Origin of the sequence: Streptomyces sp. NPDC091272, from assembly GCF_044757485.1 — a bacterium.
Taxonomy (GTDB): Bacteria; Actinomycetota; Actinomycetes; order Streptomycetales; family Streptomycetaceae; genus Streptomyces.
The window spans coordinates 82346-103504 of record NZ_JBIVVC010000008.1 but is presented as its reverse complement, the minus strand read 5'-3'; the positions used below and the strand labels follow the sequence as shown (position 1 = coordinate 103504).

At 72.6% G+C, this 21159-nt stretch carries 20 protein-coding genes; 17 read left to right on the top strand and 3 right to left on the bottom strand.

Annotated elements, in window-relative coordinates:
* The first annotated feature begins 58 nt into the window (after positions 1-58).
* The 13 genes from bioB (at position 59) to ACIQM4_RS22620 (ending at position 12839) form a co-directional block, all read left to right on the top strand.
* Positions 59-1198 (top strand): biotin synthase BioB, encoded by a 1140-nt coding sequence (bioB, locus tag ACIQM4_RS22680; protein ID WP_401594442.1) that lies wholly within the window; start codon positions 59-61, stop codon positions 1196-1198.
* Positions 1191-2483, top strand: coding sequence for an adenosylmethionine--8-amino-7-oxononanoate transaminase (locus ACIQM4_RS22675; protein WP_401594439.1), 1293 nt, complete (start codon positions 1191-1193; stop codon positions 2481-2483). The genes bioB and ACIQM4_RS22675 overlap by 8 nt, the downstream gene beginning before the upstream one ends.
* Positions 2484-2638: 155 nt before the next feature.
* The gene (bioD, locus tag ACIQM4_RS22670; RefSeq protein WP_401594437.1) at positions 2639-3403 is read left to right on the top strand and encodes a dethiobiotin synthase; all 765 of its coding nucleotides are present in this window, start codon (positions 2639-2641) and stop codon (positions 3401-3403) included.
* Positions 3404-3488: 85 nt separating this feature from the next.
* A complete protein-coding gene (locus ACIQM4_RS22665; RefSeq protein ID WP_401594434.1) occupies positions 3489-3836 on the top strand; it encodes a VOC family protein in 348 nt (115 codons plus the stop codon).
* 66 nt (positions 3837-3902) lie between these two features.
* The gene (locus ACIQM4_RS22660; protein WP_401594431.1) at positions 3903-4586 is read left to right on the top strand and encodes a class I SAM-dependent methyltransferase; all 684 of its coding nucleotides are present in this window, start codon (positions 3903-3905) and stop codon (positions 4584-4586) included.
* A 106-nt stretch (positions 4587-4692) separates the two neighbouring features.
* Entirely contained in the window at positions 4693-5571 is an 879-nt protein-coding gene (locus ACIQM4_RS22655) for an LLM class F420-dependent oxidoreductase (RefSeq protein ID WP_401594428.1), read from the top strand.
* Between the two features lie 54 nt (positions 5572-5625).
* On the top strand, positions 5626-6081 hold the full coding sequence (locus ACIQM4_RS22650; protein WP_401594425.1) for a GNAT family N-acetyltransferase: 456 nt from the start codon (positions 5626-5628) through the stop codon (positions 6079-6081).
* Between the two features lie 171 nt (positions 6082-6252).
* Positions 6253-7599, top strand: a complete 1347-nt coding sequence (locus ACIQM4_RS22645; RefSeq protein WP_401594422.1) for a hemolysin family protein — start codon at positions 6253-6255, stop codon at positions 7597-7599.
* Entirely contained in the window at positions 7596-8615 is a 1020-nt protein-coding gene (locus ACIQM4_RS22640; protein ID WP_401594420.1) for a hemolysin family protein, read from the top strand. The genes ACIQM4_RS22645 and ACIQM4_RS22640 overlap by 4 nt, the downstream gene beginning before the upstream one ends.
* 105 nt (positions 8616-8720) lie before the next feature.
* The gene (locus ACIQM4_RS22635; protein WP_401594418.1) at positions 8721-9500 is read left to right on the top strand and encodes an SGNH/GDSL hydrolase family protein; all 780 of its coding nucleotides are present in this window, start codon (positions 8721-8723) and stop codon (positions 9498-9500) included.
* A gap of 59 nt (positions 9501-9559) precedes the next feature.
* A complete protein-coding gene (gene purB / locus ACIQM4_RS22630) occupies positions 9560-11002 on the top strand; it encodes an adenylosuccinate lyase (RefSeq protein ID WP_401594415.1) in 1443 nt (480 codons plus the stop codon).
* A gap of 19 nt (positions 11003-11021) precedes the next feature.
* Positions 11022-11558: a G/U mismatch-specific DNA glycosylase gene (gene mug / locus ACIQM4_RS22625; RefSeq protein ID WP_401595032.1), complete on the top strand. Its 537-nt coding sequence runs from the start codon at positions 11022-11024 to the stop codon at positions 11556-11558.
* A gap of 114 nt (positions 11559-11672) precedes the next feature.
* Positions 11673-12839 (top strand): ROK family protein, encoded by a 1167-nt coding sequence (locus ACIQM4_RS22620; RefSeq protein WP_401594412.1) that lies wholly within the window; start codon positions 11673-11675, stop codon positions 12837-12839.
* 87 nt (positions 12840-12926) lie between these two features.
* Here the strand turns inward: ACIQM4_RS22620 and ACIQM4_RS22615 are convergent, their stop codons facing one another.
* Positions 12927-13733, bottom strand: a complete 807-nt coding sequence (locus ACIQM4_RS22615; RefSeq protein ID WP_401594410.1) for a GntR family transcriptional regulator — start codon at positions 13731-13733, stop codon at positions 12927-12929.
* A gap of 271 nt (positions 13734-14004) precedes the next feature.
* Entirely contained in the window at positions 14005-14880 is an 876-nt protein-coding gene (locus ACIQM4_RS22610; protein WP_401595029.1) for an RNA polymerase sigma-70 factor, read from the bottom strand.
* 215 nt (positions 14881-15095) lie between these two features.
* Between ACIQM4_RS22610 and ACIQM4_RS22605 the strand changes: the two genes are divergently transcribed.
* Positions 15096-15926: an alpha/beta fold hydrolase gene (locus tag ACIQM4_RS22605; protein ID WP_401594408.1), complete on the top strand. Its 831-nt coding sequence runs from the start codon at positions 15096-15098 to the stop codon at positions 15924-15926.
* A gap of 203 nt (positions 15927-16129) precedes the next feature.
* On the top strand, positions 16130-17572 hold the full coding sequence (locus ACIQM4_RS22600) for a GNAT family N-acetyltransferase (RefSeq protein ID WP_401594405.1): 1443 nt from the start codon (positions 16130-16132) through the stop codon (positions 17570-17572).
* Here ACIQM4_RS22600 and ACIQM4_RS22595 read toward each other — a convergent pair.
* On the bottom strand, positions 17478-18761 hold the full coding sequence (locus ACIQM4_RS22595; RefSeq protein ID WP_401594403.1) for a trans-sulfuration enzyme family protein: 1284 nt from the start codon (positions 18759-18761) through the stop codon (positions 17478-17480). The genes ACIQM4_RS22600 and ACIQM4_RS22595 overlap by 95 nt on opposite strands.
* Positions 18762-18820: 59 nt before the next feature.
* Between ACIQM4_RS22595 and ACIQM4_RS22590 the strand changes: the two genes are divergently transcribed.
* Positions 18821-19336, top strand: coding sequence for an Lrp/AsnC family transcriptional regulator (locus ACIQM4_RS22590; RefSeq protein WP_401594401.1), 516 nt, complete (start codon positions 18821-18823; stop codon positions 19334-19336).
* A 36-nt stretch (positions 19337-19372) separates the two neighbouring features.
* Positions 19373-21055, top strand: a complete 1683-nt coding sequence (locus tag ACIQM4_RS22585; RefSeq protein ID WP_401594399.1) for a DUF885 domain-containing protein — start codon at positions 19373-19375, stop codon at positions 21053-21055.
* Positions 21056-21159: the final 104 nt, after the last annotated feature.

Sequence of the window (21159 nt, the reverse complement as noted above, 5' to 3'; positions counted from 1 at the left end):
CAGCTGTTGTCCGAATCCTCCTTGGCCCGGGGCAGTGCCTTAGGTCAGGATCAAGCTCATGGACCTGCTGAACACACTGGTGGAGAAGGGGCTTCGGCGCGAGCTGCCGACCCGCGAAGAAGCGCTCGCCGTCCTGGCGACGACCGACGACGAACTGCTCGACGTGGTGGCCGCGGCCGGCAAGGTGCGCCGCAAGTGGTTCGGGCGGCGGGTGAAGCTCAACTACCTGGTCAACCTGAAGTCGGGGCTCTGCCCCGAGGACTGCTCGTACTGTTCGCAGCGGCTCGGCTCCAAGGCCGAGATCCTCAAGTACACCTGGCTGAAGGCCGACGAGGCATCGAAGGCGGCGGCCGCCGGTGTGGCGGGCGGCGCCAAGCGGGTCTGTCTGGTGGCGAGCGGGCGCGGCCCCACCGACAAGGACGTGGACCGGGTCTCGAAGACCATCGAGGCGATCAAGGACGCCAACGAGGGCGTCGAGGTCTGTGCCTGCCTCGGTCTGCTGTCGGACGGCCAGGCGGAGCGGCTGCGCTCCGCGGGGGCCGACGCGTACAACCACAACCTCAACACCTCAGAGGCGACGTACGGCGACATCACCACCACGCACACCTACGCGGACCGCGTGGAGACCGTCCAGCAGGCGCAGGCCGCGGGCCTCTCCGCGTGCTCGGGTCTGATCGCCGGCATGGGCGAGTCCGACGCGGACCTGGTCGACGTGGTCTTCTCGCTGCGCGAGCTTGACCCGGACTCGGTGCCGGTCAACTTCCTCATCCCGTTCGAGGGGACGCCGCTGGCCAAGGAGTGGAACCTCACGCCGCAGCGGGCGCTGCGCGTCCTGGCCATGGTGCGGTTCGTCTGCCCCGACGTGGAGGTACGGCTCGCGGGCGGCCGCGAGGTCCATCTGCGCACCATGCAGCCGCTCGCCCTGCACCTGGTCAACTCCATCTTCCTGGGCGACTACCTGACCAGCGAGGGCCAGGCGGGCCAGGCCGACCTGGAGATGATCGCGGACGCGGGCTTCGAGGTGGAGGGCACCGACACCACGACCCTGCCCGCGCACCGGGCGCAGGACGGCTGCGGATCCGTGTGCGGTGACGGGAGCGCTCCGGTTCCGGCCGCGCGTGAGGTTGCCGGGGCCAGGGCCGATCTCGTGTCGGTGCGCCGCCGGGGCGCGGGCACCGACGTGGCGCCCAATGCCTGAGCGTCTCTCCGCCGACGAACTGCTGCGCCTGGACCGGGAGCACGTGTGGCACCCGTACGGTCCGATGCCGGGGCGCGCCGAGCCGCTCGTCGTGGAGTCCGCCTCGGGGGTACGGCTGCGCCTCGCCCGACCGGCGCACGGGCAGAGCGAGTTGATCGACGGCATGTCGTCGTGGTGGTCGGCGGTGCACGGCTACAACCACCCCGCCCTGAACGAGGCGGCGGCCGAACAGCTGGGCCGGATGAGCCATGTGATGTTCGGCGGTCTCACCCACGAGCCGGCGGTGCGGCTGGCCGCCAAGCTCGTGGAGATCACTCCGGAGCCGCTTCGGCACGTGTTCCTCGCCGACTCCGGTTCGGTGTCCGTCGAGGTCGCGGTGAAGATGTGCCTCCAGTACTGGCGCTCGCTGGGCCGCCCGGCCAAGCAGCGGCTGCTGACCTGGCGCGGTGGCTACCACGGGGACACCTGGCAGCCGATGTCCGTGTGCGACCCCGAGGGCGGCATGCACGAGCTGTGGCAGGGGATCCTGCCCCGCCAGCACTTCGTGCGCGAACCGCCGGTGGAGTACGACGAGGGGTACGCGGACGAGCTGCGGGCCGCGGTGGCCCGGCACGCGGACGAGCTGGCAGCGGTGATCGTCGAGCCGGTCGTGCAGGGCGCGGGCGGCATGCGCTTCCACTCCCCCGCCTATCTGCGGGTGCTCCGGGAGGCCTGCGACGCGCACGACGTGCTGCTGGTGTTCGACGAGATCGCAACCGGCTTCGGCAGGACGGGGACGCTCTTCGCGGCGGACCAGGCGCATGTGTCCCCCGATGTGATGTGTCTGGGCAAGGCCCTGACGGGCGGCTATCTGACGATGGCGGCCACCTTGTGCACCTCGCGGGTCGCGGACGGCATCTCACGGGGCGAGGTCCCGGTGCTCGCCCACGGCCCGACCTTCATGGCCAACCCGCTGGCCGCGGCCGTCGCCTGCGCGTCGATCGACCTGCTGCTCGGCCAGGACTGGCAGCAGGAGGTCAAGCGGCTGGAGACCGGGCTGCAGGACGGTCTCGCCCAGGCCGCCGGGCTGCCCGGCGTCCGGGAGGTGCGGGTCCTCGGTGGCATCGGCGTCGTACAGCTCGACCACGAGGTCGACATGGACGCGGCGACCCGGGCGGCGGTACGGGAAGGGGTGTGGCTGCGGCCGTTCAGGGACCTCGTCTACACGATGCCGCCGTACGTCACCGGGGACGAGGACCTGGCTCGGATCTGCCGGGCCGTGGCGGCGGCAGCGGCAGTGGGCTGAGCGGCGCGGCGCCCCGGGGAACACCGCGGGCGCGGCGCCCGGGGGGGGGGACACCTCCGAGGCCTTCCGAGACCGCCGTCACCGCCGTCACCGCGGCCACACCTGAGGCCGAACACCGCCGTCACCGTGGCCACACCTGAAGGGGACCAGCACTCATGAGCATCATCGTCGTCACCGGCACCAACACCGACATCGGCAAGACCGTCGTCACGGCTGCCGTCGCCGCCCTCGCCCGGGCCCAGGGCCGGCGCGTCGTCGTGCTGAAACCCGCGCAGACGGGCGTCGGCCCCGGGGAGGACGGCGACGCGCAGGTGGCTGCCGCCCTGGCCGGTGCCGACGCCGTCGAGCTCGCCCGCTACCCGGAGCCGCTGGCCCCCGCGACGGCCGCCCGCCGCGCCGGCCTGGCTCCGGTGGGGCCGCGGGACGTGGCCGACGCGGCACGCAAGCTGGCGACCGAGTACGACCTCGTCCTGGTCGAGGGGGCGGGCGGGCTTCTCGTACGGCTGGACGGCGCGGGCGGCACCCTCGCCGACGCCGCCCGGCTGCTCACCGCTCCCGTGCTGGTCGTCGCCGCCCCGGCCCTCGGCACGCTCAACAGCGTTCAACTGACCGCGGAGGCCCTGCGGGCCAGGGGTCTTGAGGCGCTGGGCGTGGTCATCGGCTGCTGGCCGGACCGGCCGGGGCTCGCCGAGCGGTGCAATGTCGGCGAGCTGGCCGAGATGGCGGGGGCGCCGCTGCTGGGAGCGGTTCCCGAGGGTTCCGGCGGGCTGGCCGCCCCACGGTTCCGGGAGCTGGCGGGGCGGTGGCTCGCTCCGGTGCTGGGCGGGGAATGGGACGCCGCCCGCTTCGAGGCGGAGAGCGCGCCCGATGCCGTGGCCGGACCCTCCGGGCCGGACACCGCGACCGCGGTCGCGGGCTGACCGTCCGGTCGGCCATGTCCGGCGACGCGGGTCTCGCCAAGGTCGTGGTCGCGGTGTCCGTGCGCGGGTCCGTAGGGTGGCAGGCATGCGAGCGCGAATCGACGAGATTGTTTTCGACTGTGCGGACCCGGCGGCCCTGGTGCGTTTCTGGGCAAGCCTGGTGGGCGGCGAACCGGTGGACCGGAGCCCCGACTGGTCCTACATCGACGTGCCGGACTTCACGCGGCTGGCGTTCCAGCGCGTGCCGGAGGGCAAGGCGGCCAAGAACCGGTTGCACATCGACCTGGTCGCCGAGGACATCCCGGCCTTCAGCGCGGAGGCGGTGACGCTGGGAGCGAGGCTCAGCGGCGGCATCGTGACGCAGGAGCCCGGGTCCTTCCAGGTGCTTCTCGACCCGGAGGACAACGAGTTCTGCTTCGTTTCGGGCGTGTGACTGGCTGACTCCTCCGCGCGGCGGGCACACTCGCGGTACCCGCCCGTCCCACGGAGGAGGCTCGTGATGGTCCGTAGCCGGTCGCAGCGCGGCAGGAGCCCGCACGACGCCGTGCACCATCCGCTGTTCGCCCGGGTGTACGCGCGGCTCAGCGTCTCGGCCGACAGCGGCGCCGGGATCGCCGCGCACCGGGCGGAGCTGCTGGCCGGGCTGTCCGGCCGGGTGCTGGAGATCGGCGCGGGCAACGGGCTGAACTTCGCCCACTACCCGTCCGCCGTCGCCGAGGTCGTCGCCATCGAACCGGAGCGTTCCCTGCGGGAGTTGGCCCTGCGGGCCGCGGTGCGGGCCGAGGTGCCGGTGGACGTGGTGCCGGGGGCGGCAGAGGCCCTGCCGGTCAAGAGCGAGGCGTACGACGCCGTCGTGTTCTCCCTGGTGCTGTGCAGCGTACGGAGCGTGCCGCGGGCCCTCTCGGAGGCGATGCGGGTACTGCGCCCCGGCGGTGAGCTGCGGTTCTTCGAGCACGGGGCGGCCGAGGGGCGGTGGCTGGCGCGGACCCAGCGTGCGCTGGACCGCACGGTGTGGCCGCTGCTGTTCGGCAACTGCCACACCTCCCGGGACCCGCTCGCCGCCATCTCGGCCGCCGGGTTCGAGCCGGTGACCTGCCGACGGCTGAACGTGCCGGAGACCGGGATGCGGCTGCCGTCGTCGCCGTGCGTGCTGGGGACGGCGCGACGGCCGGACGCCGGCTGAGCACGGAGCCCCGCCCACCCTTAGCATAGCATGCACAGCACGCAGCGAGCGGGCCGCGCGACCCGTGCCTGACTCGCGCATGCCGTGCTGACAGGGGGAGTTGCACATGGTCAGGCCGTTCCGTTTTGCGGTGAACATGCTGACACCGACCGGCGGCGAGGAGTGGGCGCAGCAGTGCCGCCGCGCCGAGGAGCTCGGCTACGACGTGATCCAGGTGCCTGACCATCTCGGCATGGTGGCGCCCTTCCCGGCCCTGGTGGCCGCAGCGGCCGTCACCGAACGCCCCCGGCTGGGCACGTTCGTGCTCAACGCGGGTTTCTGGAATCCGACGCTGCTCGCCCGTGAGGTCGCCACCACCGACGCCCTGACCGGCGGACGGCTGGAGCTCGGCCTCGGCGCCGGGTACATCGAGGAGGAGCACGACCTCGCCGGGATCCCGTTCCTCTCCCCCGGCGGCCGGGTCGACCACCTGGCGTACACGGTACGGGAGTTGGACCGCATCCTGCGGGACGAGACGCACCGCCCCTCGCCCGTGCAGGACCCCCGGACACCGTTGTTGATCGCCGGGAACGGCGACCGGGTGCTGAGGCTGGCGGCGCAGCACGCGGACGTGGTGGCATTCGCCGGAGCCACCAGCGGCAAGGACGGGTCGAGGCTGATCACTGCCGAGGCCCTGGAGGAACGGGTGCGCACCTACCGCCGGTTCGCCGCGGAACGGGCTGCGGAGGCCGAGCTGAACCTGCTGATCCACCAGGTCGTGGTGACCGACGACCGACATGCGGCCGCCCGGGAATTCGTCCGCCACTCGCCCTACCTGACGGAGGATCAAGTGCTGGAGCTTCCCGTGCTGGCGATCGGCACCGTCCAGCAGATCGCCGAGCAGCTCCGGGCGAACCGGGAGCGCTACGGCTTCTCGTACCTCACCGTCCTGCACCCGCACCTGGAGGAGTTCGGCCCGGTGATCGAGGAGCTGCGGGGCAGCTGACCGCATCCTGGAATCCTCTCGACACCGCCGCAGGGCCGGTGCTGGGATGCGCCCATGACTGATCTTGGGCACACCCACCTCACGAGTGCGGGCATCCACCTCAGGAGCGCGTCCGCCGCCGACCTCGACGCCGTGCTGGCCTTCTGGAAGGTGGCCGCCGAGGGCACCAGCATCAGCGACGACCGCGAAGGGATCGAGCGCCTCGTCGCCCGCGACCCCGACGCGCTGATCCTCGCGGAGCGGGACCGGACGCTGGTGGGCACCGTCATCGCCGGGTTCGACGGCTGGCGCTGCTCGCTCTACCGGCTGGCGGTCTGTCCTGACCACCGGCGCCGGGGGATCTCCGGCGCACTGCTCGCGGCCGCCGAGGACCGCTTCGTACGGCTCGGAGGGCGGCGCGGGGACGCCATGGTGCTGGACGCGAACGCCGGCGCGCACCCCGCCTGGCGGTCGGCGGGGTACGCGCCGGAGCCGCAGTGGAGTCGATGGGTGAAGCCTCTCGGGCAGTGATCGACACCTTCTTTGCTCGTCCTTTACCATGGGTGCTTCATTCTGGGACTTCCAGGATTTTCCGACCTCCCCATTCGAAAGGTGTGAGCGTCCGCCCATGGGCGAGCCTCCCAGTAGCCGACATCGCGCGATCCTCCCGACCCTGATCGACCATGGGACGGAGGTGAACCGATGATTGAAGTGCTTCTGCTTCTCGTGGCCGTGCTGCTCGCGCTGATCTGCGGCGCCTTCGTCGCGGCCGAGTTCTCCCTCACGACCATTGAGCGCGGCGATCTCGAACGGGCCGTCGAGCGCGGTGAGCGGGGCGCGGACAGCGCCCTGAAGGCCGTGCGTGGCCTCACCTTCCAGCTCTCGGGCGCACAGCTCGGCATCACGGTCACCAACCTCCTCGTCGGCATGCTCTCCGAGCCGTCGATCTCCAAGCTGCTCCAGGGCCCGGTGGAGGCGGTCGGCCTGTCCCCCTCGGTGGCCTCGTCGGTGGCCCTCGTCATCGGTACGGCCCTGTCCACAGTCGTCCTGATGGTCGTCGGTGAGCTGGTCCCCAAGAACTGGGCGATCTCCTCACCGCTGGCCGTCGCCAAGGTCGTGGCCACCCCGCAGCGAATGTTCACGGCCGCGTTCAAGCCGCTGATCAGCCACCTCAACAACACGGCCAACCGCATCCTGCGCCGCTTCGGCATGGAGCCGACCGAGGAGCTGGCCTCCGCGCGCAGCCCGCAGGAGCTGGTCGCGCTGGCGCGCCACTCCGCCAAGGAGGGCGCGCTGGAGGCCGACACCGCCGAGCTGTTCGTCCGTACGCTCGCCCTGGCCGAACTCACCGCGGAGAACGTGATGACGCCCCGGGTACAGGTCACCGCACTGGACGTGCAGGCCACCGCCGAGGACGTCGCGAACGCCACCCGGGCAACCGGCCTGTCCCGCTTCCCCGTGTACCGCAGCAGCCTGGACTCGGTCGTCGGCATCGTCCACATCAAGGACGTGCTCGCCGTGCCCGCCGAGCGCAGGCCCCGCCACCCGGTCACCGAGCTGGTCCGCGAGCCGCTGCTGGTGCCCGAGACGCTGACCGTGGACAAGCTCCTGGACCGGCTGTCCGGCAAGCGGACGATGGCGGTCGTCATCGACGAGTACGGCGGCACGGCCGGCGTGGTCACCCTGGAGGACATCGTCGAGGAGGTCGTGGGCGAGGTCCGCGACGAGCACGACCCGCACGAGACCCCCGACCTCGCCCGCGCGGGCGAGGACACCGACGGCCGGGACCTCTGGTCGGCGGACGGCGCCGCGCGCACCGACCAGCTGGAGCGGATCGGGCTGCGGGTGCCGGACGGCCCGTACGAGACACTGGCCGGCCTGGTCGCCAACGAGCTGGGACGGATCCCCGAGGTGGGTGACTGCGTGGAGCTGGCGGGCTGGAAGCTGGACGTGGTGGACGCGGGCGGACGACGGGCGGCGAGGGTGCTGCTGCACGTACCGCCGGCTGCCGAGGCCGCGCACTCCGAGAAGGCGGAGGCCGGACGATGATCGCGATACAGCTCCTCATCGGCCTGCTCACGCTGGTCGTCAACGCCTTCTTCGTCGGCGCGGAGTTCGCACTGATCTCGGTGCGCCGTTCGCAGATCGAGCCGGAGGCCGAGGCCGGGAACCGCAGGGCGCGCAGCGTCATCTGGGGCCTGGAGCACGTCTCGGCGCTGCTGGCCGCCGCCCAGCTGGGCATCACGCTCTGCACCCTGGTGCTGGGTGTGGTCGCCGAACCCGCCATCGCGCACCTGCTGGAGCCCGTGTTCCACGCGGTGGGTGTGCCCGACGCGCTGACCCACCCGATCTCGTTCGTCATCGCGCTGGCACTGGCCACCTACCTGCACATGCTGCTGGGCGAGATGGTGCCGAAGAACATCGCGCTGGCCGAGCCGACGAAGACCGCCCTGCTGCTCGGCCCGCCGCTGGTGGGGCTGGCCCGTGCGCTGCGCCCGGTGATCTTCGCGATCAACTCCTTCGCCAACCTGCTGCTGAAGCTGCTGCGGGTGGAGGCCAAGGACGAGGTGTCGGCGACCTTCTCGGACGACGAGCTGGCCCGGCTGGTGAAGGACGCCGGGGACGCGGGACTGCTGGACGACCGGGCCGCCGAGCGGCTGCGGGACGCCCTGGAGCTGGGCCGCCGCCCGGTGCGGGACGTCGTGATGCCGGTCGAGCGCGTGGTGTACGCGGCGGTCGGGACCACTCCGGAGGAGCTGGAGCGCCTCGCGGCCGAGTCCGGTTTCTCGCGCTTCCCGGTCCTCGACTCGGCCCGGCGCATCCTGGGCTACCTGCATGTGAAGGACGCCCTGGACGCGACGCCGCGCGATCTGCCGTTCCCGGTGTCCGCGATGCGGCCGATCGCCCGGGTGCGGGCCGAGACCCCGCTCGACGACGTGCTCACCGCGATGCGCCGCAGCCGTACGCACCTGGCGGCCGTCGCCGACGAGGACGGCCGCCCGGCCGGTCTCGTCACCATGGAGGACGTGCTGCGCGAACTGGTGGGACCTCCGCAGCAGGTCTGACCCTCGGTGCCGCGCGCTGCCGGGCCCCTCTCCCACGAGGGGCCCGGCAGTTGGCGTTTCCCGGCCGTCCGGCTCCGGACCCGACCGAGTAGGATCGCTCCCGCCATGGAGATGAATGCCACCTACACCAGCTTTGTCGCGGTCGGCGACTCCTTCACCGAGGGAATGTCCGACGCCCTGCCCGACGGTTCGTACCGCGGCTGGGCCGATCTGCTCGCCGCCCGGCTGGCCGCCCGTACGCCCGGATTCCGGTACGCCAACCTCGCCGTGCGCGGCAAGCTCATCGGCCAGATCGCCGACGAGCAGGCGCCCCTCGCCGCCGCGATGAGGGCGGACGTGGTGACGCTCGTGGGCGGCCTCAACGACACCCTGCGGCCCAAGGTCGACATGGGCCGGGTGCGCGCCAAGCTCACCGAGGCGGTCGAGATGCTCGCCCCGTCCTGCAAGCAGTTGGTGCTGATGCGCAGCCCCGGCCGCCAAGGTCCGGTCTTCCAACGGTTCCGGCCCCGGGTGGAGGAGCTCTTCGACGTCGTCGGGGAGCTGGCGGCGAAGCACGACGCGGTGGTGGTCGACCTGTACGGGGCCCCCGTCCTGGGCGACCAGCGGATGTGGGACGTCGACCGGCTGCACCTGACCGCGGAGGGGCACCGCCGTGTCGCCGAGGCGGTCTGGCAGGCGCTCGGTCTGGACGCGCAGGACGACTGGCTGTCCCCGCTGCCGACCTCGATGCCGCCGGGCTGGGGCGCCCGCAGGACCAGTGACCTGCGGTTCGCGCGCGAGCACCTGGTGCCGTGGATCGGCCGCCGCCTCACCGGCCGTTCCTCGGGCGACGGACGGCCCGCGAAACGGCCCGAGCTGCTGCCGTACGACGAACCGCTCTCGTAGCAACGTACGAACGTACCCGTGGCCCTGGCCTGCAGAAACCACCAGTAGAATCCGGTCATGTGACTGCTGTTAGTGCGAAGCCTCGCATCCCCAACGTCCTGGCCGGCCGCTACGCCTCCGCGGAGCTCGCCGTCCTGTGGTCCCCCGAGCAGAAGGTCAAGCTGGAGCGCCGGCTGTGGCTGGCCGTGCTGCGTGCGCAGAAGGACCTCGGGATCGAGGTTCCGGACGCGGCGCTCGCCGACTACGAGCGGGTCGTCGACCAGGTCGACCTGGCCTCGATCGCCGAGCGCGAGAAGGTCACGCGCCACGACGTGAAGGCGCGGATCGAGGAGTTCAACGCCCTCGCCGGGCACGAGCAGGTCCACAAGGGCATGACCTCCCGCGACCTCACCGAGAACGTCGAGCAGCTGCAGATCCGGCTCTCGCTGGAGCTGATGCGCGACCGTACGGTCTCCGTGCTGGCGCGGCTGGGCAGGCTGTCGGGCGAGTACGCCGAGCTGGTCCTGGCGGGCCGCTCGCACAACGTGGCCGCGCAGGCCACCACCCTCGGCAAGCGCTTCGCGACCGCGGCCGACGAGCTGCTCGTCGCGTACGGCCGTCTGGAGGAGCTGCTCGGCCGTTATCCGCTGCGCGGCATCAAGGGCCCGGTCGGCACCGCGCAGGACATGCTGGACCTGTTCGGCGGCGACGCCGGCAAGCTGGCCGACCTGGAGCAGCGCATCGCGGGCCACCTGGGCTTCGCGCACGCCTTCACCTCGGTGGGCCAGGTCTACCCGCGCTCGCTGGACTACGAGGTGGTGACCGCGCTGGTGCAGCTGGCCGGTGCCCCGTCCTCGGTCGCCAAGACGATCCGGCTGATGGCGGGCCACGAGCTGGTCACCGAGGGCTTCAAGCCCGGCCAGGTCGGCTCCTCGGCGATGCCGCACAAGATGAACACCCGCTCGTGCGAGCGCGTGAACGGCCTGATGGTCATCCTGCGCGGCTACGCGTCGATGACCGGTGAGCTGGCCGGCGACCAGTGGAACGAGGGCGACGTGTCCTGCTCCGTGGTCCGCCGGGTGGCGCTGCCTGACGCGTTCTTCGCGTTCGACGGGCTGCTCGAAACCTTCCTGACGGTGCTGGACGAGTTCGGGGCGTTCCCTGCGGTCGTCGCCCGTGAGCTGGACCGCTACCTGCCCTTCCTCGCCACGACGAAGGTCCTGATGGCGGCGGTACGGGCCGGGGTCGGCCGGGAGACGGCGCACGAGGTCATCAAGGAGCACGCCGTGGCGTCCGCCCTGGCCATGCGCGAGCAGGGCGCCGAGCGCAACGAGCTGCTCGACAGGCTCGCCGCGGACGACCGGATGCCGCTGGACCGCGCGCGGCTCGACGAGCTGATGGCGGACAAGCTCTCCTTCACGGGGGCCGCGGGCCAGCAGGTGGCCGCGCTGGTCGCCCGTATCGAGGAGATCACCAAGCAGCACCCCGAGGCGGCCGGTTACACCCCCGGCTCCATCCTCTGACGGGCGGTCCGCTGCCTTGCTGACACCGGAAGAACTCCAGGCCGCCCGCGACCGTCTCGTACCCGACGTCGTCGCGGACGGCCTGCGGGTCCTGTTCTGCGGCATCAACCCGGGTCTGACGTCGGCGGCCACCGGGCTCCACTTCGCCCGCCCCGGCAACCGCTTCTGGCCCGTGCTGCACCGGTCGGGGTTCACCCCGCGCCAGCTGCGCCCGCAGGAGCAGGACGAACTGCTCCCGTACGGTCTCGGCATCACCAACGTGGTCGAGCGGGCCAGTGCCCGCGCCGACGAGCTGAGTGCCGAGGAGTACCGCGAGGGCGGCCGGTTGCTGGCGGAGAAGGTGGCACGGCTGCGCCCTCGGTGGCTGGCGGTGGTCGGTGTGACCGCGTACCGCACGGCCTTCGAGGAGAAGAAGGCACAGATCGGCCCGCAGGAGCGGACCATCGGCGGCGCCCGGGTCTGGGTGCTGCCCAACCCCAGTGGACTGAATGCGCACTGGAGCGTGGGGGCCATGGCCGAGGAGTACGGGCGCCTGCGGCACGCGGCGGCAAAGTAGCGGACCCGTCGGCAACGATCCGGTTCCGCTTCGGGCATTCTGCGGCGTGGCTCGCATCGGCGTGTCGCCAGCTAGTACGATCCGGCAGACACGCGTACGAGCTGGGAGGACACGTTGGGGCGGCTGACCGGCGGGGACCCCTCTCTGTTGCGGCGGATCAATTCCGCCGTGGTCCTGCACGCCCTGCGTGGCGCGGGTTTCGCGGACTCCCCGACCTTCACCGACCTGACCCGCACGACCGGCCTCTCTCGGCCCACCGTCGAGGGTGTGGTCGAGGGGCTGATCGAGGCGGGGCTGGTCGTCGAGTCGGTGGCCGAGGAGGGTGGCGCGAAGCGCCAGGGACGGCCCGCGCGACGGTTCCGGTTCCGCGCCGAGGCGGGTCATCTGCTGGGCATCGAGATCGGGCCGCACCGCGTCTCCGCACTGCTCTCGGGACTGGACGGCCGGATCGTCGGCGCCGGGGCCAGGGAGGTCGACGAGTCGGCAGGGGCGGACGACCGTCTGGAGCGGGTGCGCCAGGTGGTCGCCGACGTGCTCCGCAGGACCGGGGTGCCGCGCAGTTCGCTGCGGGCGGTCGGCGTCGGCAGTCCGGGCATCGTCGAGGCAGACGGCACGGTACGGCTCGGCACCGCGCTGCCCGGGTGGACCGGGCTGCCACTGGGCGAGCGGCTGCGCCGGTCGTTCAGGTGCCCGGTGCTGGTGGAGAACGACGCCAACACCGCGGCCGTGGCGGAGCACTGGAAGGGCGTCGGGCAGGACACCGACGACCTCGTGTTCGTCCTCGCGGGGCTGAGTCCCGGCGCGGGGTCACTGATCGGCGGACGGCTGCACCGTGGTTACGGCGGGGCCGCGGGCGAGATCGGCGCACTGCATCTGCTGGGGCGCGAGGCCCGCCCCGAGAAGCTTCTCTCCACCACCGGCGAGCCGCTGCACCCGTTGGACGAGCATGCGGTGGCGGAGGTGTTCGCCGAGGCCAAACGCGGTGACGCCCAGGCGCAGGCCGCGGTGGAACGATTCCTCCAGCGGCTGGTGCACGACGTGGCGGCCCTGGTCCTGGCGCTCGACCCCGAACTGGTCGTGGTGGGCGGCTGGGCGGCCGGCCTCGACGGCGTGCTGGAGCCGCTGCGCGGCGAGCTGGAGCGGTTCTGTCTGCGTCCGCCGCGGGTCGCGCTGTCGCTGCTCGGCGAGGCCTCGGTGGCGACGGGCGCACTGCGCCTCGCGCTGGACCACGTGGAGGAGCAGTTGTTCGCGGTCGAGACGACGGTGACGGCCCGCCGCTGACGGCCCTCGCTCGTGAGTCGTGCGGCAGGTCAGAAGGCGTGAGGCCAGGGGGGCGGGCCAGGAGGCGGCCCGCCGGCGAGCGGCAGGTCAGGAGGCTTGGGCGGTCGGCTCGTGGTGGCTGATCTCCAGGTCGCCGAAGGCGCCGAAGGTCAGCCGGCAGGTGTCCGCGCGGTACGTCGCGACGGAGACCGCCGCGGTGCGGCCCGCGGCGAGGTACCGGGTGGTGACGACCAGGACGGGCGCGCCGGGCAGCCGGTCCAGTTCCTTGGCGTCGTCGGCGCGGGCGGAGCCCAGTTCGACGGCGCGGTCCTGGCCGTCCAGGCCGAGGCGCTGCAGCTCGCGCAGCACGCTGCGGGCGCGGACCGGGCCGGACGGGGCCTCTATTGCGGGGAGTTCGGGGACCGAGGCCGACGGTACGTACAGCAGCTCGGCCGCGACCGGCTGGCCGTGCGTCATACGGGTGCGGCGCACGGTGTGCAGCACGTCGTCCGCGGTGGGAGCGGGGGTGGCGGCGGAGTCGGGGGCCGCGGTCGCGAACATCCGGCTCACTGCCGCCGGGGCCTGCGCGAGGGTGCCGGTGGTGCAGTCGCCCGGCTGCCAGACGTCACCGGCCGTGCCGGGCCAGGTGTGCTGCGAGGTGGAGACGTCGACGCCCATCCGGGGTGGGGCTACCGTGGTGCCCACGCCTCGGCGGCGGTGCAGCCTGCCCTCCAGCTCCAGCTGTTCGAGCGCCTGCCTCAGCGTGGCACGGGCGACGCCGAAGCGGGCTGCCAGTTCACGCTCGTTGGGGAGGATCTCGCCGACCGAGAAGTCGGAGTCGAGTGCCTCGCTGAGCACGGTCCTGAGGTGCCAGTACTTCGGCTCCGGCACCGTTTCGAGCTGCGTGGTCCCCACCCTGATCCTCCGCAATCGCCGCGTCCCCCGCGGCATTCCGTGTTCCGTGCCTTTGTTTATTAAAGGTCCTTGTACTAACCCGTCGACCATAGGGCGGCACATCTACTTGGTCAAGACCAATGCGCGTTCCGTTACGGAGGTTAGGGAAGGTACGGCTCGAAAGGGGCGTAGGTCACGATGCGTTCATGAAACCGCAAACTGCCCCGCACCGAGAGCGGTGCGGGGCAGGGCTCGACACACAGCGGGCCGGCCGGCCCCGTTCCGGGGCGAGCTACCCCGCCACGAGCGTGGTGAGTTTGTCGGGATTGCGCACGATGTAGACGCATTGGATGACACCGTCGGCGACGTCCAGCTGGAACACGGTGTCCGGGGCTCCCCCGGACAGGACCAGCAGCGCGGGCCCCCCGTTGAGCTCGACGAGCCGGATCTCCATGTCCGGCAGCGGCTGCACGGCCACCGCCAGCAGGAACCGCGCGACCTTGTCCGCGCTCTCCACGATCCGCAGCGGCGCCTTGGACTTCCCGCCGCTGTCGCCGACCAGCCTGGCGTCGGGCGCCAGCAGCGACAGCAGTTCACCGAGGTCACCGCCGGTGGCCGCGGCGAGGAACCGTTCGGTGAGGTCGCGCCGTTCGACGGGGTCCACGTCGTAGCGAGGCTTGCGCTCCTCGACGTGCTTGCGCGCCCGGCCCGCGAGCTGGCGTACCGCCGCCTCCGACCTGTCGAGCGCCGTGGCGATCTCCCCGTACGGGAAACCGAATGCCTCGCGCAGGACGAACACGGCACGCTCCAGGGGGGAGAGCGACTCCAGTACGACAAGGACGGCCAGGGACACCGAGTCGGCGAGGACGGCCCGTTCGGCGGTGTCGGGGGCGCGTTCGCCGAAGTCCGTTCCGTACGGCTCGGGCAGCCACGGACCGACGTACGCCTCGCGGCGCGACTGCACGTGCCGCAGCCGGTCGATGGCCAGCCGGGTGGTGACTCGTACGAGATACGCACGCGGGCTGCGGACGTCTTCGCGGTCCTCGGCGGACCAGCGCAGCCAGGCCTCCTGCACGACGTCCTCGGCGTCGGCCACCCGGCCGAGCATCCGGTAGGCGACGCCGGCCAGGACGGGGCGGTGCTCCTCGAAGAGCGCGGTCGGATCCATCGGGTCGCTCACGGTGTCGGCGGTCACCGGCCCATCCCAGCCGATGGACCGGGCGCTGTCCACCTCATTCGCCCCACGGTCCCGGAGCGCCCCGGGCACCGCCCCCGTCCACCCGCGCCCGCCCCTTGAACTCCAAGCTACCGAAGGGTAGTTGTTACTGACAGACCGTCTAAGTCCGGAGTCCAGGGATTCCAGGGACCAGGGAGCTGCCCACCATGACCGCCACTGTCGAGTTCACCGTCGAGTCCCCCGGCGGGCCGCGCACCGCGACCGTCACGTACGAGCGCAGGGGGCAGGGCGAGCCGCTGCTGCTCCTGCACGGCATCGGGCACCACTGGCAGGCCTGGGAGCCGGTGCTGTCCGCGCTGTCGGCGGAGCGCGACGTGATAGCCGTCGATCTGCCCGGCTTCGGCGCGTCCCCCGCCCTGCCCGACGGTATGGCGTACGACCTGGGCTCCGTGGTGCCCGTACTGGCCGCGCTGTGCGGGAAGCTCGGCGTGGACCACCCGCACGTGGCGGGCAACTCGCTCGGCGGACTGCTCGCCCTGGAGCTGGGCCGCGAGAAGCTCGTGCGCTCGGTGACCGCACTGTCCCCGGCCGGCTTCTGGACGCAGGCCGAGCGCAGGTACGCGTTCGGCACGCTGCGCGGGATGCGGGTGGCGGCGAGGGCGATGCCGCTGCCGCTGATCGAGCGGCTCTCCCGGAGCGAGGCCGGCCGCTCCGTGCTCACCAGCACCATCTACGCGAAGCCCGGCCGCCGCACCCCGGAATCCGTCGTCGCGGAAACCCTCGCCCTGCGCGGGGCCACCGGCTTCGAACCCACCCTGAGCGCCGGACTCACCGTCCGGTTCCTCGACGACGTGCCGGACGTGCCGGTGACGGTGGCCTGGGGGACGAAGGACCGGCTGCTGCTGCGCCGGCAGGGGCTGCGGGCGAGGGACGTCATCCCGGGGGCCCGGCTGGTCCGGCTGCCCGGCTGCGGTCACGTCCCGATGAACGACGACCCGGCGGCGGTGGCGAGGGTCATCCTGGACACGAGCCGCTGACTCCCGGCCTGCGGACGGGGAACAGGCGGAGAAGCGGAGAAGGTGGGGCGCCGCGGGCGACCGCGGGATCGCAGGGCGTCACTCGGACGGACATCTCCCGTCGTCCGAGGTGGGAAAAGGCAGCGAAACGGCCAGAAGCACACTTAACCCATCAGTCACAGAGCGTTCGTGATCAGGCAACACCGTTCGGCGAGAGTGCTGCCATGACGGACACGAACCGCACCGAGACCTCCCGCGCCACGGCGTCCCACAAGCTTGCCCGCCACCGCCACCACTGGCGGCGCGACCTCGTCGAGCTCGCCGCGCTCTTCACGGCGGTGGCGGTCGCCGACTCGATCGCGAACATGATCGTGCACGGCCCCGACGGCCCCGTGCTGCTCATCGCCTCCGCGGTGGCACTCGCGGCCACCGCGGGCTTCCACACCTGGTGGGCGCGCAAGCACAGTCACGCACCACCGCCACCCCTGCCCGCCCCTGCCGCCGAGCTCGGCCCGGCCCCGGTGGCAGGGGACGAGGGGGAGCGGGAGACCTCGCTGTGGCGAATGCGGACCACCGTCAAGGACGAGCCGGGGTCGCTGGCCGCGCTGTGCACCGTACTGGCCCGGCTGCACGTCGACATCCTGACCCTCCAGACACACCCGCTCGGCGACGGGACGGTGGACGAGCTGCTGCTGCGCAGCCCCGCCGCCCTTGAGGCACGGGACCTCACCCGGGAGGTCGCCTCGGTCGGCGCTCGGGACACCTGGCTGGAGCGTGCCGACGCGCACGATCTGGTGGACGCGCCCACCCGGGTGCTGGGACTGGCCACCCGTACGGCCCTGGACGCCGCCGAACTGCCGCTCGCGTTGCGCCAGTTGCTCGGCCGGTGCACCATCCACTCGATCCCCGCCACCACCTTGACCGGGCGGCCGACCGGCCAGGGCGCGCCCGTCGAAGGCGTGCTGGAGGAGACGGTGATGCGGCTGCGGGACCCGTCCGGCGGGACGCTCACCGTGGAGCGGCCGTATCTGCCGTTCACACCGACCGAGTTCGCGCGGGTGCGGGCGCTGGTGGAGCTGGACGCCCGGCTCGGGCCCCGGCTGCCGCGCAGCCAGGACGTGCTCACGCTGCCCGAGGGCAATGCGATCACCGTACGCAGGGCGGGGCCCGACGACATCGAGGCGGCGCTCGCCATGCACGAGCGGTGCTCCGAGCGGACCCTCAACCTCCGCTACCACGGGCCGGTCGGTGACGCCGACCGTTACCTGGGCCACCTGCTGAGCCCGCGCTACGGCCGCACCCTCGCCGTGCAGACGGCCTCCGGCCGGCTCGTCGCCCTCGGCCACCTGCTGTGGGACGGTGACGAGACCGAGGTCGCGCTGCTCGTGGAGGACGCCTGGCAGCGGCGCGGCATCGGCTCCGAGCTGCTGTCCCGGCTGGTGTCGATGGCGCGCGAGGCCGACTGCGACAGCGTGTACGCCGTCACCCAGGCGTCCAACACCGGCATGGTGGCCGCGATGCGCGGCCTCGAACTGCCCCTCGACTACCAGATCGAGGAGGGGACGCTCGTGGTCACGGCCCGGCTCGGCGCACCGCAGGCTCCGGTACGTCCGACGGCGCCGCGGTACGGGATGACCGCACACGGGCAGCAGAGCGAGCCGAACTGAGCGGTCCGGCGGTCCGGTCACCCGGGAGGCCGGACCGCCCTGCCGCCGCCAGCGCCTCGCACAGGTCGCGCCACAGGTCCTCGACGTCCTCAAGGCCGACCGACATCCTCAGCAGCCGGTCGCTGACCCCGGCCGCCCTGCGGTCCGCCTCCGCCACGATGCGGTGGCTGATGGACGCCGGGTGCTGGATCAGGGTGTCGACGCTGCCGAGACTGACGGCCGGGGTGATGAGCCGCACGCCGCCGATCACCGCGTGCGGGTCCCCGTACACCTCGAAGGCGACCATCGCGCCGCCCAGCCCCGGGTAGTGCACGCGGGCCACCCGCGGGTCCGCGGTCAACCGCCTGGCGAGTTCCGCCGCGTTGGCCGAGGCGGCCCGCATCCGTACCGGCAGCGTGGCGAGCCCCCGCAGCAGCAGGTAGCCGGCCAGCGGGTGGAGAACGCCGCCGGTCGCGAAGCGCACCTGGCGCAGCCCCCGGGCGAACTCCTCGTCGCAGGCCACCACACCGGCCAGCACGTCGCCGTGCCCGCCCAGGTACTTGGTCGCGCTGTGCAGCACCAGCCGCGCCCCGTGCTCGGCCGGACGCTGGAGCACCGGGGTCGCGAAGGTGGAGTCGACGAGCAGCGGCACTCGTCCGCAGGCCTCGGCGACGGCGGCGATGTCGATCTCCGCGAGAGTGGGGTTGGCCGGGGTCTCGACCATCACCAGCCCGGTGTCGGGGCGGATCGCCGCCGCGACGCCCGCCGGGTCGCCCCTGTCGACCCAGGTGACCTCGGTGCCGAGCAGCCCGGCGCCCAACAGGTGGTCGCTGCACCCGTAGAGCGGTCGCACCGCCACCACGTGCCGCAGGCCCATCGACGACCGTACGAGCAGGACCGCGGTCAGCGCCGCCATGCCACTGGCGAACGCGACCGCGCTGTCGGTGCCTTCGAGCCGGGCGAGGGCGTCCTCGAACCGGGCGGTGGTCGGGTTGTCCAGGCGGGCGTAGACGGGCGGCCCCTCCGGGCGCGCACCGGTGCCCGCGAAGTCGTCGATGCGCGCGGCCTCGGCCCGGCTGTCGTAGCAGGGGTACGTGGTCGACATGTCGAGCGGTACGGCGTGCACGCCCAGCGCGGCGAGGTCTTCGCGGCCTGCGTGCACGGCGTGGGTGGCGAGGGCCCGGGGTGCGGGCGCGGATTCGGCGGTCATGGCAGGAGTCTGAACATCCGCCGGGCCGCCTGGGTGAACTGCCGTGCTACGTTCGGCAGATGGCTGATTCCATCGCACTGGACCCGGTCGACCTGCACATATTGCGGCTGTTGCAGAACGACGCCCGGACGACGTACCGCGAGCTGGCCGCCGAGGTGGGCGTCGCGCCTTCCACCTGTCTGGACCGGGTGGGCAGGCTGCGCCGCTCCGGGGTGATCCTCGGCCACCAGCTGCGGCTCGACCCGGCGAAGCTCGGGCGCGGGATCGAGGCGCTGCTGTCCGTACAGGTGCGGCCGCACCGGCGGGAGCTGATGGGACCGTTCGTCGAGCGGATCCGGGCGCTGCCGGAGTCGCGGGCACTGTTCCATCTGACCGGCCCCGACGACTATCTGGTGCAGGTGGCGGTGGCGGACACCGCCGACCTCCAGCGGCTCGTGCTCGACGAGTTCACGTCCCGGCGGGAGGTGGCCCGGGTGGAGACCCGGCTGGTCTTCCAGCAGTGGGACTGCGGACCGTTGCTGCCCGCCGCCGCGGTGAGCGGCGGCGGCCGTCAGGCCGTCGAGCCGGAACGCTGATGACGCGGGCCCCCTCTTCGTACGAGGATGGTCCGCATGGCAGACATCAGCACCCCCCTACCCCGCCAGGTCGCCGACGCGTACCTCGACGCCCTCGTCGCCCTCGACCCCATCCTCGGCACGTCCCTCGGGGTACGGGAGAGCGCCCGCGCCCTGCCCGACTACTCCCCCGAGGGCCGTCAGGCCGTGGCCGAGCTCGCCCGGCACACCCTCGCCGTACTGGACGAGTCGGAGCGGCAGCCGGGCGCGGACGCCGATGCCGAACGGCGCTGCGGACGGCTGCTGCGTGAGCGGCTGACCGCCGAACTCGCGGTGCACGCGGCGCAGGAGGAGTTGCGGCTGGTCAGCAACATCCACTCCCCCGCACACAGCATCCGCGAGGTGTTCACGCTCGCGCCGACCGACACCGACGAGGACTGGGTGGACGTCGCCGAGCGGCTGCGGGGCGTCTCCGCCGCCCTCGACGGCTACCGGCGGTCGCTGGCGCTCGGCCTGGAGAACGGTCTGCTGGGCGGGCCGCGGCCGACCGCGACGTTCGTCCAGCAGCTCACCGAGTGGGCGGGCGGGAAGCGGGGCTGGTTCGAGGAGTTCGCGTCCGGCGGCCCGGTCGCGCTGCGCGCGGAGCTGGACGCGGCGGGCCGTACGGCCACCGAGGCGGTCGTGGCGCTGCGGGACTGGATGCGTGACGTGTACGCCCCCGCCGTCAAGGACGCGCCCGACGCCGTGGGGCGAGAGCGCTACGCGCTGTGGTCGCGCGCCTTCAACGGCACGGACCTCGACCTCGACGAGGCGTACGCGTACGGCTGGGCGGAGTACCACCGGCTGCTCGCCGAGATGCGGACGGAGGCCGAGAAGGTCCTGCCGGGGGCCGCGACCCCCTGGGAGGCGCTCGCCTGGCTGGACGAGAACGGCACCCACATCGAGGGCGTCGAAGAGGTCCGCGTCTGGCTCCAGTCCGTGATGGACGAGGCGATCGAGGCCCTGGACGGCACGCACTTCGAACTCGCCGAGCGGGTCCGCGCGGTGGAGTCCCGCATCGCCCCCGCGGGCGGCGCGGCGGCCCCGTACTACACGACCCCCTCCGAGGACTTCTCCCGCCCCGGCATCACCTGGCTGCCGACGATGGGCGAGACCCGCTTCCCGGTGTACGACCTGGTGTCGACCTGGTACCACGAGGGTGTGCCCGGCCATCACCTCCAGCTCGCCCAGTGGACGCACGTCGCCGGGCAGCTCTCCCGCTACCAGGCGTCGGCGGGCATGGTCAGCGCCAACGCGGAGGGCTGGGCGCTGTACGCGGAGCGCCTGATGGACGAACTGGGCTTCCTGCCCGACGCCGAACGGCGGCTCGGCTACCTGGACGCCCAGATGATGCGCTCGACCCGGATCATCGTGGATATCGGGATGCACCTGGGCCTGGAGATCCCGGCCGACTCCCCGTTCCACCCGGGCGAGCGCTGGACCACCGAGCTGGCCCAGGAGTTCTTCGGTCTGCACAGCGGCCGGCCCGCGGACTTCGTGGAGAGCGAGCTCACCCGCTACCTGTCGATGCCGGCCCAGGCGATCGGCTACAAGCTGGGCGAGCGGGCGTGGCTGCTGGGCCGGGAGAACGCGCGCAAGGCGCACGGGGAGTCCTTCGACCTGAAGGCGTGGCACATGGCGGCGCTCTCGCAGGGCTCGCTGGGCCTCGACGACCTGGTGGACGAGCTGTCGAAGCTCTGATCGGCGCCCGCACGGGGCCGGGCCACCGCGCCCGGTCCCACCCGGGGCAGCTGTTCGGCTGCCCCGGGCGGGGCAGGTGCCACGGCGCCCGCCCGCCCCCGGGG